This window comes from Ruegeria sp. B1 (assembly GCF_056535885.1).
Window position 1 is genome coordinate 1,680,987 of the sequence record NZ_JBQFJA010000001.1, and the last position, 14,352, is coordinate 1,695,338.

General features: G+C 56.4%; 11 protein-coding genes. 6 read left to right on the forward strand and 5 right to left on the reverse strand.

Features of this window, described 5'->3' with window-relative positions; all coding sequences use genetic code 11:
* The first annotated feature begins 1 nt into the window (after window position 1).
* Together ACR3ES_RS08105 and ACR3ES_RS08110 are read left to right on the forward strand one after the other, a co-directional pair.
* The gene (locus tag ACR3ES_RS08105) at window positions 2-949 is read left to right on the forward strand and encodes an aldose epimerase family protein (protein WP_480425178.1); all 948 of its coding nucleotides are present in this window, start codon (window positions 2-4) and stop codon (window positions 947-949) included.
* A complete protein-coding gene (locus ACR3ES_RS08110) occupies window positions 946-2,229 on the forward strand; it encodes a cytochrome c peroxidase (RefSeq protein WP_170435833.1) in 1,284 nt (427 codons plus the stop codon). Before ACR3ES_RS08105 ends, ACR3ES_RS08110 begins: the two co-directional genes overlap by 4 nt.
* Here ACR3ES_RS08110 and ACR3ES_RS08115 read toward each other — a convergent pair whose 3' ends face one another.
* Window positions 2,230-3,741, reverse strand: a complete 1,512-nt coding sequence (locus ACR3ES_RS08115) for a CRTAC1 family protein (protein WP_480425179.1) — start codon at window positions 3,739-3,741, stop codon at window positions 2,230-2,232.
* A complete protein-coding gene (locus ACR3ES_RS08120) occupies window positions 3,731-4,948 on the reverse strand; it encodes an ROK family transcriptional regulator (RefSeq protein ID WP_170435829.1) in 1,218 nt (405 codons plus the stop codon). Before ACR3ES_RS08120 ends, ACR3ES_RS08115 begins: the two co-directional genes overlap by 11 nt.
* A gap of 151 nt (window positions 4,949-5,099) precedes the next feature.
* On the opposite strand from ACR3ES_RS08120, the gene xylF reads away from it, so the two are divergent.
* The 4 genes from xylF to xylA all read left to right on the forward strand — a co-directional run bounded on the left by xylF (window position 5,100) and on the right by xylA (window position 9,602).
* Window positions 5,100-6,119 carry a D-xylose ABC transporter substrate-binding protein gene (gene xylF, locus ACR3ES_RS08125; protein WP_170435827.1) on the forward strand — a complete coding sequence of 340 codons (1,020 nt, stop codon included), beginning with the start codon at window positions 5,100-5,102 and terminating at the stop codon, window positions 6,117-6,119.
* A gap of 63 nt (window positions 6,120-6,182) precedes the next feature.
* Complete coding sequence (locus ACR3ES_RS08130) at window positions 6,183-7,481, forward strand: sugar ABC transporter permease (RefSeq protein ID WP_480425181.1); 1,299 nt, start codon at window positions 6,183-6,185, stop codon at window positions 7,479-7,481.
* Complete coding sequence (locus ACR3ES_RS08135) at window positions 7,481-8,284, forward strand: ATP-binding cassette domain-containing protein (RefSeq protein ID WP_170435824.1); 804 nt, start codon at window positions 7,481-7,483, stop codon at window positions 8,282-8,284. The genes ACR3ES_RS08130 and ACR3ES_RS08135 overlap by 1 nt, the downstream gene beginning before the upstream one ends.
* 10 nt (window positions 8,285-8,294) lie before the next feature.
* Window positions 8,295-9,602, forward strand: coding sequence for a xylose isomerase (gene xylA / locus ACR3ES_RS08140; RefSeq protein WP_170435822.1), 1,308 nt, complete (start codon window positions 8,295-8,297; stop codon window positions 9,600-9,602).
* A 48-nt stretch (window positions 9,603-9,650) separates the two neighbouring features.
* Here xylA and ACR3ES_RS08145 read toward each other — a convergent pair whose 3' ends face one another.
* From ACR3ES_RS08145 to ACR3ES_RS08155, 3 genes are all read right to left on the reverse strand, one after another.
* On the reverse strand, window positions 9,651-10,640 hold the full coding sequence (locus tag ACR3ES_RS08145) for a sterol desaturase family protein (RefSeq protein WP_170435820.1): 990 nt from the start codon (window positions 10,638-10,640) through the stop codon (window positions 9,651-9,653).
* Between the two features lie 104 nt (window positions 10,641-10,744).
* Window positions 10,745-11,716, reverse strand: a complete 972-nt coding sequence (locus ACR3ES_RS08150; protein WP_170435818.1) for a LysR family transcriptional regulator — start codon at window positions 11,714-11,716, stop codon at window positions 10,745-10,747.
* A 160-nt stretch (window positions 11,717-11,876) separates the two neighbouring features.
* Entirely contained in the window at window positions 11,877-14,312 is a 2,436-nt protein-coding gene (locus ACR3ES_RS08155; RefSeq protein WP_170435816.1) for a GcvT family protein, read from the reverse strand.
* Between the last annotated feature and the right edge of the window lie 40 nt (window positions 14,313-14,352).

Genomic DNA, 14,352 nt, shown 5'->3' on the forward strand with positions numbered 1-14,352 from the left:
TATGGCCGCGCCCCAAGCTTCGAGCATCGAAGAGGTTGCTCTGCAAGACGGCAGCATGCGCGTTTCCCTTTTGAGCTGTGGGGCGATCACACGCGGGTGGTGGTTCAATGAGACGCCCTTGATCCTGGGATATGACAACCCGCAAGACTATTTGAATGATAGGAACTATCTCGGGGCTATCGTTGGCCGTGTCGCCAACCGGATAGGTGGTGCGGCGTTCACGATTGGGGGCACGCGTTTCGAGCTCAGTGCAAATGAAGGTCGCAATACGCTGCATGGGGGTGTGTCGGGACTGTCCCGCGTCAACTGGCGCATTACGCAAGTGTCGGGGCGCGAAGCGGTCCTCTCAGTGATCTCGCCTGATGGAGACAACGGATTTCCGGGGCGCGTTCGATTTGAAGTGCGCGTCAGCCTGGAGGAACCGCGGCTCACCTACACAATTTCGGCGGTCCCGGACCGGCCGACACCGGTAAGCATAGCCCAGCACAATTACTATTCGTTGGGCGACGGAGCCTCGGTCCTGGACCACCATCTGAAACTGGCCGCGCGCCAACGACTTGAATTGGACGGGCAGGGGGTTCCCTCGGGTCGTTTGGTTGATGTAGGAAACGGCCGTTTGGATTTTCGTGAAGGACGCGCGGTTGGTGTGGTTTCCGGAGACATTGACCATTACTTTGTGTTTGATCCAGATCGGGACCCTCAGCAACCGGTTGCGCAACTTGCCGCCCCATCCGGCTGTGCGATTGCTGTTTATTCAGATCAACCAGGCGCGCAGGTCTATGCAGGTGGCCATTTGAGCGCACCCTTTGGAGCAGGCGCGGGTTTGTGTATCGAGCCTTCGGGCTATCCAAACGCAGTCAATATCCCAGTATTTCCATCTGTTCTGTGCACGCCCGAAAAACCGTATCATCAAACGCTGACACTTGAAGCAATCGAGGGCGCGGGATGAGGCGGTTACTGGCAACAGGTGTCTTGACCGTGATGGGATGCAGCGCATTCGCCTTGGATCTTGGCCCCAGACCCGAGTTCGTTGAACCGGATTTCGATAGCGCCGAATTGGGACAATTGCTGTTTTACGACCCTATTCTATCGGGCAACCGGAACATCAGTTGCGCCACGTGCCATCACCCCGATCTTGGAACCTCTGATGGCCTGTCTCTGGGGATCGGCGAAGGCGGAATTGGCTTGGGGCCCTCACGTATCCTGGACCCAGACAACCTTCCTGAACAACGTATTCCGCGCAATTCGCCTGGTCTCTGGAACCTTGGAGCGCATGAGTTCACGACTTTCTTTCATGACGGACGTCTGGAAACCGATCCGACACGTCCAAACGGTATCCGAACCCCGCTGGGCACCCATATGAGGCAAGGGTTCAAATCGGCATTGGCCGCACAGGCCATGTTTCCGGTGCTATCCCCGGATGAAATGGCCGGGCACTATTCTGAAAACGATGTAAGCCGAGCTGTCCGACTGGGTTTGCTGACGCAGGACGGCGGAGCCTGGGATCTTATTGCAGAGCGTGTGGCGGCCATCCCCGAGTACAGGCGCCGGTTCGCTGACATTGAGCCGGGGTCCGAAATCTCGTTCACCGCCATCGCAAATGCCATCGCGGACTTCATTGCCTTTGAATGGCGGGCGGATAACAGCCCGTTTGATCGGGCGATGCGGGGCGAAAGTGAGCTGCCCGAACAAGCACAGATGGGTTTGCAGCTCTTTTATGGCAAGGCCGGGTGCGGCACCTGCCATTCCGGGTGGTTCCAGACGGACCACGGGTTTCACGCAATTGCGATGCCGCAGATCGGCCCCGGAAAAGCGGCCCGTTTTGAAAGTCACGCGCGGGACGACGGGCGTTTGAGAGTAACCGGGCAAGCCGAGGACGCATTTGCGTTTCGCACCCCGTCGCTGCGCAACGTGACGCTCACGGCACCCTACGGCCACAATGGCGCTTACACCAGTTTAGAAGATGTCGTGCGGCATCACTTGTCCCCATTGGACGCGCTGCGGTCGTACACGGTCGAATTGGCAACGCTGCCAGAGTTTCCGGGTGCAGGTGATCTGGGTACTGAACCCGGCTCCCAAGACATCGCGGCTGCGAACAAATTGGAGCCCATTCGCCTCATCGACAGCGAGGTTAACGCAATCCTCGCCTTTCTAGACAGTCTGGAAGACCCCGCGGTGCGCCTTGGCGTTCCCGATACCGTGCCAAGCGGCCTGCCGGTTGACCAATAGCTAGCGGTTCAGGCGTACGATCTGATTAGCGCCGGCTGTCTGCCAATCGCTGGTTTCACCGTCGGGCCAAATCACCCTCAGTTTGACTGAGTCATCCATGCCCAATCCGAAATGATGAAATCCTGCAATGCCCCCGGCATGTCCACCGCCAATTGTGACTTCGCGGGTTTGTATACCCTGAGAAGTCTTGACCTCAATAAAACTGCCGATGGCAAACTTGTTTGGTTGGGTCTGTGTCAGATCGACCAACAGCCAATTCCCTGCAATGGCCTGATTTTGATAGATTTCGACGTTTGAACCGCGATTTACAACCACCAGATCTAACCAGCCGTCATTGTTCAAATCCGCCAACGCAGCCCCGCGTGATTTTGCCATCGAAGCGACTCCAGATTCGGCCGAAGCTTCCCAAAAAGGTCCATCATCTGTTTGTACAAGCAAGCTGTTGGGGTCATCCATAGCGGCATCCGGCATTTGTTCGACATTTCCCTTTGCGACGAAGATATCGTCTAGGCCGTCGTTGTTAACGTCACCGAATTGTGCATGCCAGCCAGTTGAAGGCCTGCCATCGCTGCCAATATGTGGGCGATGCGCAGTTGTGCCGCGCTCGTATGTCGCGTCTCGCCAGGTCGGACCGCTGGCGGCGGGATCAAACACCTGAAACTTCTGATCTCCCATCGACGTCAGGTAGACTTCAGGAAATCCATCGCCTGTTATGTCGCGCGATGCGATCCCCATGCCCCAGATTGAATAAGGCAGCCAGCCTTCATCCTGAGCATAAAGCCGAGGGAGGGGCTCCATGGCCCATAGCTGTTCCTGGCCGTCTCGCACATAGTAGTGCCGGTCATTGCTGACCCTTAGATCGGCGCGACCCGTACGTGACCAGTCCGAAAACAGGACGGACAAGGAGCAATGACCTGGTACCAGGTGTCTTGGGGTAGGGTAGGTCTTGCCTTCTGGCCGATACAAAAGCGTCGGCCCGCAGGTTTCAAAAGGACCCTTGGGGTCGAACCGATCTACATAGGTTCCAAACGCCAAAGTTGGCAAATCCTGATCATCCTCCCAGGTTGCCGTGAAACCAGTGGTCCAGTGATCCTCAGAGCTGAAGTCAAGGCCGGTGAAAGGATGGAACGCGCAGTTTGGCTGGCCTTGCATCAAAAGGTCTTGGCCCACGCGCAAAATGGCCAGATCCAGCATACCGTCGCCGTCGATATCGATTGGATAGGCGCCGGTCACACCAGTTATTGTTAACGGTTCGGGGGTGCGAGGTTCAAATGATACCGTGTCCTCGGAGGTGTTCCATAGCAGCTGCGAAGGGTTTTCGCCGCCGGCCAGAAACAACTCGGGCAGGTCATCTCCATTACAGTCGAATACCGCTACGCCGCCGCCGACGAAGTGTTCCCAACCGCCATCATACATATGGCCCGGGGAATCGATGCGTTGAAAAACCGGAACTTGAGGTTCCGCCCAGGTCGGCGCGGCAAGCAAGAAAAAAGCGATGGCTTCAAGACGCATTTGTGGCTAATTCCCTGACCTTCAGGATCGAGACCTGTTCGATCCCGTAGGCGGCCGCCCCCTTGGCCCACATGGAGTCCCCCCAATGGTGTACTTTGATTTCCGGCAACGGCGCGTCTACGCTGACGATCCCGTTGCGGATGCGGGCCATAACTTCGTCTGAACATAAGTGTTCAAAGCTGACTTGCGTGCCAGAAAGAATGATACATTCCGGGTCAAAAAGATTGATCAGGTTGGACAGGCCCATACCGAACATTTGTCCGGCCCGCGCAAGGACAGATATCGCGCGGGCATCACCCGCTCGGGCGCTGCTGTGGATATCAGAAACCGTTGTTGGTTCGGTGCTGTGGCCAGCCACAGTTGCCTCTCGGATCAGGGCGTACTCGCCGACATAAGCCTCCAGACAACCGCGCTGGCCGCATTGGCATAATGCCCCGTCGAGTTGAACCTTGAGATGACCAAATTCCGCGCCGCATCCGCGTTCGCCGCGATAAAGCTTCCCGTCAAGCACGATCCCGAGACCAATTCCGTGCTCAATGGTGACAACCAGAAAGTTCTTTAGCCCCCTGCCCAGACCAAAAAGCTGCTCGGCTTTGGCCACAAGATTGGCGTCATTTTCGATGAAAGCGTGGCAGGGGAGTGCCCTGGACAGGAGCGGGCTCAAATCTACGTTTCGCTCGGTAATCGAGGATGACCAGTGCACGAAGTTTCGTTTTGCATCGACAAGACCCGCGATACCAATTGAAACACCCGAAAGATCTTCGATGGCTGCACCGACCGTCTTGCAGGCGTGCTCCAACGCTTGGCGGATACACGATACAAAGGCGTCGGGCGCCATGCGCGCATCTTCCAGGGGGTATTTGCATGACGCAATTTCTTGGCCTTCAAAATCCACCAAGATGACGGACACGACGTGGCGCGCAACCTTGAGGCCCGCCACCAGATAGGAGCTTCCGTGCAATTGAAGTAGCACACGGGGTCTGCCTCTTTTTGCAGATTTGGATGAAGTGTGGCCTTCGATCTCCTTGATCAGCCCGGCCGACAAAAGGTCTGCAGTGGCCGCCGTGATGGTTGCCGGGCTGGTTTTTAGCGCACTGGCAATATCGATTCGCGAAATCGTCCCTGTACGCCGAATATGTTCCAACACGCGCAAGCGAGTGGCGTTTCTTTGGTCCATCGTATTTGGAGAAGTATTGCTTTTCAGCATCTTATCCTCGCGAATCTCGTCGTGTTGGTAACTTATTGGGTTTTTGACGCTTCTAATAGAGTAAATATTTTACCCACTGAAATAAATATGGTAGTCAAAAATATGAGGGCCGCGAATCAGAATATGACGGCTCACTACTTGGGAGGAAAACATGAAACGAATTCTCAGCTTGTCAGCTGTGGTTGCAATGATGGGTTCAGTTGCATTCGCAGAGCCGACAGTCGGTGTGAGCTGGTCCAACTTTCAGGAAGAACGTTGGAAAACAGACGAAGCGGCAATCAAGTCCGCGTTGGACGCAGGTGGCGCAGAATACGTGTCGGCGGATGCTCAGTCTTCGTCCGCAAAACAGCTGTCGGACATTGAAAGCCTGATCGCACAGGGTGTCGACGCCCTGATCATTCTTGCTCAGGACGCGCAGGCCATTGGGCCAGCCGTACAAGCAGCTGCCGACGAAGGTATCCCGGTCATCGCGTATGACCGTCTGATCGAAGATGACCGCGCGTTCTACCTGACATTCGACAATGTCGAAGTTGGACGGATGCAGGCCCGTGCGGTTTTTGGTGCGATGCCCAAAGGCAACTATGTGATGATCAAGGGGTCGCCAACTGACCCGAATGCGGACTTCCTGCGCGGTGGTCAACAGGAGATCATTCAGGCTGCGGTGGACAGTGGCGATGTCGTTATTGTTGGCGAGGCCTACACCGATGGTTGGCTGCCAGCCAATGCGCAGCGGAACATGGAACAGATCTTGACGGCGAACGAGAACAACGTGGATGCGGTGGTTGCATCCAATGACGGGACCGCGGGCGGCGTCGTTGCAGCGCTCACGGCGCAGGGCATGGAAGGCATTCCAGTGTCCGGTCAGGATGGCGATCATGCTGCACTGAACCGCGTTGCACAGGGTACGCAGACGGTTTCTGTCTGGAAAGACGCGCGCGAATTGGGCAAAGCCGCCGGTGAGATCGCGGTTGCGCTTAGCAACGGAACGAACCCCGCCGACGTTGAAGGTGCGGTAAGCTGGACCTCGCCTGGCGGCACCGAGATGACCTCGGTCTTCCTGGCGCCTGTGCCAATCACCAAGGACAACCTGTCCGTTGTTGTGGATGCCGGATGGATCCCGCTGGAAGACCTGTGCCAAGGTGTCGAAAACGGCCCCGCGCCCTGTAACTAAACCTCATATTCCCTGGCCTGTGCGAATGGGCCAGGGATCACAGCTGAAAATGGAAGATCGGAAATGACCGAAACTTCGTCTCAGCCGATACCTCAAAAAGCAAAACAGAACCTGTTCCAACAGCTTGAGTTGGACATGCGGCTATTGGGTATGATCGGCGCCTTTGTCATTCTGTGCATCGGGTTCAACATTTTCACGGATGGTCGGTTTCTCACGCCCCGGAACCTGTTCAATCTGTCGATCCAGACGGTGTCTGTTGCCATCATGGCGTGTGGTATGGTGTTCATCATCGTGATGCGCCACATCGACCTTTCGGTCGGGGCCCTTTTGGCAACAACATCCGCCATTATGGCCATGACTCAGACTGAGCTGCTGCCAAATGTACTGGGTATGGGTCTAAACAACCCGGCAACATGGGCGATCACATTGGTCGTGGGGCTTTTTGTCGGAACCCTAATAGGCGCATTTCAGGGATGGATGATTGGATATCTGACCATTCCCGCGTTCATCGTAACACTGGGCGGCTTTCTGGTTTGGCGCAACGTCGCTTGGTACCTGACAGACGGACAGACGATCGGACCGCTGGACAGCACATTCCTGATGTTCGGTGGGACCAACGGAACGCTCGGCACTACGACAAGCCTGTTGTTCGGGTTCGCCGCCACTGCTGCGGCGGTTTGGGCTTTGTGGAGCGGTCGCCGGTCCAAAGCTGCGCACGGGTTTCCGGTGAAACCAGTTTGGGCTGAAGCCACTTTGGCCGCAATCATCGGTATCGCGATCATGGGCTATGTCTTCATTGTCAACAGCTACGCGATCCCTACCCGACGGTTGGAGCGTATGTTCGAGGCGCGCGGTGAAACCATGCCGGAAGGTCTGATTGTGGGGTACGGCATCCCGATTTCGGTCCTGATCCTGATCCTTGTCGCTGTGACGTTGACCGTCGTGGCCCGGAAAACCCGGTTTGGACGCTACATCTTTGCGACGGGCGGCAACCCAGATGCGGCCGAGCTGTCGGGTATCAACACCCGCATGATGACCGTAAAGATTTTTGCCCTGATGGGATTCCTATGTGCCCTGTCGGCTGTTGTGGCCTCGGCCCGTCTGGCCAACCACTCGAATGATATCGGTACGCTGGACGAGCTGCGGGTGATCGCCGCAGCGGTCATCGGTGGCACGGCTCTGTCCGGCGGTCTGGGGACCATCTATGGCGCGATCCTTGGGGCGCTGATCATGCAGGCGCTGCAATCGGGCATGGCCATGGTGGGCGTGGATGCGCCGTTCCAAAACATCGTTGTCGGCAGCGTTCTGGTGCTGGCTGTCTATATCGACATCGTCTATCGCAAGCGATTGGGGGCGAAGTAATGCAAGTTCAGGAAACTCAAACCGCACCCCCGGCTACAGGCCGTGGTTCAGGCGCGCCTCCGCTGGTCGATATGCGAGACATCTCGATTTCTTTCGGCGGTATCAAGGCCGTGGATCACGTTTCAGTCGATCTCTACCCCGGTGAAGTTGTCGGATTGCTCGGACATAACGGGGCAGGGAAATCGACGCTGATCAAGGTCTTGTCGGGCGCGTATCAAATGGATCACGGCGAAATCTCGATTGACGGAAAACCGGTCGAGATCAGCAACCCTCGTGATGCCCGCGCCAACAACATCGAAACGATTTATCAGACGCTTGCGCTGGCGGACAATCTGGATGCGACGTCGAACCTTTTCCTGGGGCGCGAGATGACCACACCTTTTGGGCTGGTCAACGATGCGGCCATGGAGGCGGAGTGCCGCAAGATCATGGCGCAGTTGAATCCCAATTTCCAGAAGTTCAACGAACCCGTGTCAGCCCTGTCCGGTGGACAGCGGCAATCGGTGGCCATCGCACGGGCGGTGTATTTCAACGCGCGAATCCTGATCATGGACGAGCCGACAGCCGCACTGGGCCCACATGAGACGCAGATGGTGGCAGATTTGATCCACCAACTTAAGGCCCAGGGGATTGGGATTTTCCTGATCGATCATGATGTGCATGCGGTGATGGAGTTGTGTGATCGCGCATCGGTCATGAAGAACGGAAAACTCGTCGGCACGGTGGATATTGCCGACGTGACCGATGACGATCTGCTGTCGATGATCATCCTGGGCAAAACGCCAGAGCAAAAGTCAGACTAAAGGGGCGGGCATGAAAAGCGGATTTTTCGAAGGGATCGAACGGGTCCAATACGAAGGCGCGGACACTCAAAACCCGCTGGCATTCCGCCACTACAACCCGGACGAGATTGTCATGGGCAAACGGATGGAGGATCATCTGCGGTTCGCCGTGGCCTGGTGGCATTCGTTTGCGTGGGAAGGGGGCGATCCGTTTGGTGGTCCGACCTTTGAACGACCTTGGCATCCGCAGGATGACATGGGTCGCGCGCGGATAAAGGCAGACATCGCGTTCGAGATGTTCGAGATTTTGGGCCAGCCCTATTTCTGTTGGCATGATGCGGATGTCAGGCCCGAGCAGGGAAATTTTGCCGACAACCTGCGGACCTTGGAAGAAATCACCGATTACATCGGTGAAAAGATGCAAGTGGTAGGAACCAAACTGCTGTGGGGCACAGCCAACATGTTCAGCCACCGCCGTTGGATGTCCGGGGCCAGCACGAACCCTGACCCGGATGTCTTTGCCTTTGCCGCAGCGACGGTCAAATCCTGCATCGACGCAACGCATAAACTGGGCGGCGAGAACTATGTCCTGTGGGGCGGGCGCGAAGGGTATGAGACGCTGCTCAATACAGATCTGAATACCGAACTCGACCATATGGGTCGGTTTCTGAACATGGTGGTCGAGTACAAGCACAAGATCGGTTTCAAGGGCACCATCCTGGTCGAACCCAAACCTCAGGAGCCGTCCAAGCACCAATATGACTACGACGCAGTAACCTGTATCGGGTTCCTCAGAAAGTACGGGCTGGAGGACGAGATCAAGCTGAACCTCGAACAGGGGCATGCGATCCTGGCCGGTCACAGTTTTGAACACGAGATTGCGGTTGCTGCGGCTGAGGGCATGCTTGGGTCCATCGACATGAACCGAAACGACTATCAGTCGGGGTGGGACACAGATCAGTTTCCGAACAACACACCCGAAGTCGCGCTGGCATATTATTACATCCTGAAGTCCGGGGGGTTCACCACGGGGGGCACGAATTTTGACGCTAAAATTCGCAGACAATCCATTGATGCCCAAGACCTCGTTGCCGCGCATGTTGGAGGCATGGACATTTGTGCCAGAGGTCTGAAGGCCGCCGCCGCCATGATGGAAGATGGGAGTTTGGAATCCGAGTTGGCCAAGCGCTACGCCGATTGGACGACACCAGAGGCGCAGACGATGTTGGCGTCGGATCTTGAGGGTATTTCCGCACGCGTTTTGGCGGAATCCATCAATCCGGAACCGCGGTCCGGGCGGCAGGAAATACTGGAAAACTATGTAAACAGGTTTGTTTGATCGCGCGTGTGATGCGGTAGTGCGCGGGGCCGGCTACAAACAATCTCCCTATTGCCGGTCGCCCTTCTGCAGCGCCTTGCGACGTGCCTGAATACGCTCGTTGGCCTCAACAGTGCCATCGTGAAACGATCCGAACCACTTGTCCCACGGCACCTCGAGTGAGCCATAGTTGCACTCAAAGTACCGGTGATGCATCTGGTGGTGGAAGGTTCCCAGCGCCAGGCGGTTCTTGTCTTTGACCACGAGGCCCTGGAACCCGGTATGCGTGGTGACGGCCGTCAGCGCGTAATACTGCAAATGGAATATGATATGCAGCGGGTGCGCGCCGACCAGAAAATGTATCAAAACCGAGCCCAAGTAGATCGCATGCTCTGCCGGGTGCATCGACAACCCCGACCACGGGCCGACATTGATGTTGCGATGGTGAACCGAGTGAACGTGTCGATAGAGAAACGGGATATGGATCAGGCGGTGAATCCAGTAAAAATAGAGACTTTCCCAAAGCGGTATCAAAAGAAATATCGCGACGAACCAAATCGGATGCGCCGCCCATGTCACCAGTGGAACGTAGCCGTTCGCCAAAGCCCAGAACATCAACGCTTCGTAGGCAGACCAAAAGAATACCCCTGATCCGAGCGTCCAGAACATGTTGTCCCTGATCTGACCGCCCAGTGTGAATTGCTTGCCTTTGACCATCAGGGGGCGGGGATCATACTTGAGACGATTGCCCTGCAGGGAGTATTTGTAGAACCACAAATGCAGCAACCCTGCGATTGCGAAGATCAGCAGAAAATTCCGCACGTAAATCTGCGCAATCCAGCCGAGCTCCAGCGATCTGGTCTCTTCCAGTGATGGGCTGAACCAAATGTAACAGGCGCAGGAGATGCCCAAGACAATCAGCTTTTCCGATATCAACAGCCAAGAGTCCAAAACCCAGCGCAGCATCTCGACCGGTCTGAGTGGCCAAGAGAAAAACGGCGATACTTTGATCGGCACATCTGGGATGTGGTTCCAGCCTTTGAGTTGGGGCTTTGTCATGCTGCGTTCCCGGGGTCCGTCACTCGATGAGTGTGGCACGAAACCGCGTTTCACACAAAGCTGTTGGAAGTGTGGGTGAAACCAGCCCCGGATATTCGCGCGTGTCAGGTGAAACCGCTGGGCAGAGTTCTGAAGTCCTTGTCCAGCCAGGGGAACTTTGCGCTCATAGGATTGCAGAGCTTGTTCTGTATCAGCTTGCTGAGGACCTTATGAATAAGAAGAGATGTCGAGGTCGGGTAGACGTCGGTTGTGAACAGGGAAACGGTGCGCACAAAGTTTCTTCCCGGAAAGGGCATCGCTTTGACGCTGTTGTGAAACCGTTGCGCACGCTGCAGGCTGGCGACCGTGGTGACGGCCCAACCGCTCCCCTCTGCGACCAGGCCGACAATCGACTGATTGCATTCCAGCTCAAATCGGTTTGGCAGGCTGAACTTGCTGCGGGTCAGTTGAATTTCTATCTGTTTGCCGATTGTGTAGTCCCGTGAATACCTTAGAAACGGGAGATCAGCGTCTGGCTTCAGGACGTCTTCGACCTTTCCCTCAAAGCTTTTTGGAAGAATTACGATAAACGGGTCTCGCATCAGCGGAAACTCGACCAGGCCGTTCGTCGTACCGACAGGTCGCGTGGCGACGCCTGCATCCACTTTGTGTTCCTGGAGCTTGGCAATGATCTCGTGACTGGGCCGGGTGAAGTGGCGAAAGTTGCATCTCGGCAGGGCGTGCGAGAGGAACCGGAACAATTCCGGCGCGACCTGATTGTCAAAATCATCGATCAAGGCTAGCCGCAGTTCTGTCGCATGTTTCCAGTTGCCGGATCTGATCTCGGCCTCTCCACGCTTCAAAACCGTGAGCCCCTCGCGTACATATCGGGAAAAGACTTCGCCCGCAGGCGTCAACCCCATGGGGCGGCGCCCATGATCCACCAGTTCGACGCCAAGCGCGTTTTCCAGACTGCGCAAATGATTGGACACAGTGCTGATCGAGAGGCCGGTTTCGGACGCGACCCGTTGAATAGACCCGGACTTTGCAATCAGCTGGAACACTTCCAGCCAGCGGAGGCTCAGAGATTTTTGCAAGCGCGCAGTTCCTGTGGTTCTTGATAGCTTCGAGAAAATCGAAACAAAGAATCTGCCGTTCGGCAATGATTTTTTGAGAAATCCGAGCCAAGACCCACAGACGGCCCGGATTTTCTGGGCAGAAACCGTTGGGCGGTTGCGAAGAACCTGGGTGAGAGGATCAGCTACGAACCCTGCAGAGATCTGGATCGTATGGGGATTGGGGGATAACCCGTGCCGCGATGCGTTGCCCACACATGTCGACCTCCATTTCGGAGGTTTCAGCGTCCACAGATGCGTCCAAAAACGCGTAGGCAAGATTCAGGCCGGTCCTGTGGCCCCAATCGCCGGATGTGACGGTCCCAATCACAGCCTCACCCAGCATTAGGGACGCCCCTGGATGCGCCGGGGCATGCTGTGCGTCCACAGTCAGCGTCACCAACCGTCTTCGCGGCCCATCTGCCTGCCGAGCCAGTAGTGCTTGGCGCCCCACAAAATCCGCCTTGTCGGCTTTCACAAACCGATCCAACCCGGTTTCGTAGGGGTCATATTCCGTGATCAGATCGGATTTCCAATGCAGATATCCTTTTTCCAGCCTCATGGACTCAACAGCCCGTGCACCGAACAACTTCATGCCATATGGTTTGCCAGCGCTCTCCAAGGCCAGATAAGCCGCATAGAGGGAGGCGTTAGGTACGTGAATTTCGTAAGCAAGCTCGCCTGAAAAGCTCACGCTCATAACAGTGGCGGGCGCGATGCCGACGAAACACTCGCGCACGCTCAACCAGGGAAAGGCAGTGCCGGACCAATCATCGCGTGCACAGGATTCCAGCACCTTTCGGGCATTGGGGCCAGCCAGAACAAGAATCGTCTGATCATTCGTCAGGCTGCGAAGCTGTACGTCCTCGTCTGCCCGAATATGCTGTTTCAGCCAGTCCATATCGTGGAATTCACTTGCCGCCGCAGAGCCATACCAGACGCGCGCAGGGCCGCGATCACTGGCTGGCAGGTTAGCGACTGTTGCCTCCGCCTTGATCATACCGTGGTCGTTTAGCAGATAGCCAAGACCCACCCGACCGTCTTTCTTCGTGACTGCGCCGCAGAAGAGACGATCCAGAAAACCATGGCGATCTGAACCAGTGATCTCGATCCGATTGAACCCGTTGACCTCGGCCAATCCCACGTTTGTCTGGACGTTTTTCACTTCTGACGCGACGATGTCGAAAGCTTCGTCAAAACCGAAACTGTGAGTGGGTGAAAAGTCCGGATGGGGTTTGACATACTCAACGCGTTCCCATCCGTTTACGACCGCGAACGCGGCACCTTTTGCAGCAAGGACGGGTGTGAGGGGCGTCGTTTTCGCCGGGCGCCCGGCCGGGCGATGTTCATGCGGGAAATGAAATCGAAATTCGTTCTGGTAGTCTTCGATGGCCTTGAGCGCCGTGAGTTCGACATTGGCATGTCCTGTGAACCGACGGGGGTCCAGGCACCATGTATCGTAACATGCCTCGCCATGCACGATCTGCTGGGCCAGCAGCCAGCCATGGCCGCCGCCTTCGCCCAAACCCGCGCGCAACCCGATGATACAAAACGCATTTCGCTTTCCGGGTATGGGGCCAACCAACGGTGCCCCATCAATCGTATAGGTGATGGGTCCGTTGACAACGGTGTGAATGCCGACCTCCATCAGGGCTGGCATACGGGCGAACGCGCCCTCCAATACGTCGGTCACGCGGTCCAGATCGTCCGGGCACAAGGCGTTCACAAAGTTTGGATCAATACCATCCAATCCCCAGGTTTTGCAGTCCTGTTCATAAAACCCGACCAGAAGTCCGTTCTTTTCTTGGCGGCAATAGTAGTCGCTGATCGGGCACCTGAGCAGGGGCATGCGATGCCCCGCATCCCGAATGGCCGCGATCTCCTCGGTCAGAAAATACTGATGCTCCATTGACACGACGGGATGGTGAACCCCCATCATCGCGCCCACCTCGTTGACGCGATAGCCGCAGGCATTGACGACGATATCGCAGTCAATATCGCCATGTTCGGTCTGCACCGTCCATGTATAGTCGCGGTGCTGTCGCAACCCCGTCACCGGCGTGTTTCGGTAGACTTCTGCCCCGGCTTTGCGTGCGCGCCGCGCAAGAGCCTGGCACAATTGTGCAGGATCGATATCACCGTCCAGCGGGTCCCACAGCCCGCCGATGAGGTTTTCTGTGGAAATCAGCGGATGCCGCCGCGCGCATTCCTGGGCATCAATCACTTCAAAATGCACATCCATCCCGCGCGCCATGGATGCAAAATGATGGTAACCCTGCATCTGTGCGTCTGTGTTGGCCAGGCGAATTCCACCGTCACCATGATGGTAGTTGATCGGATAGTCCGGGTCGTCTGCGAGCTCTTTGTACAACCGGATTGAGTGGGATTTCAGCCCCACCATTGTCTGGTTCATGCCGAAATTGGTCACCTGGGCGGCCGAGTGCCATGTGGTTCCGGATGTCAGCTCATTCCGCTCGACCAGAACAACGTCCGACCACCCTTCGTGGGTCAGGTGGTACAGTGTCGAACACCCGGCAATTCCCCCACCGATGACAACAACCTTTGTGCGCGACTTCATCGAACATGCTCCCTGAGGCTTGGCTCAATTCTTGGGGAGA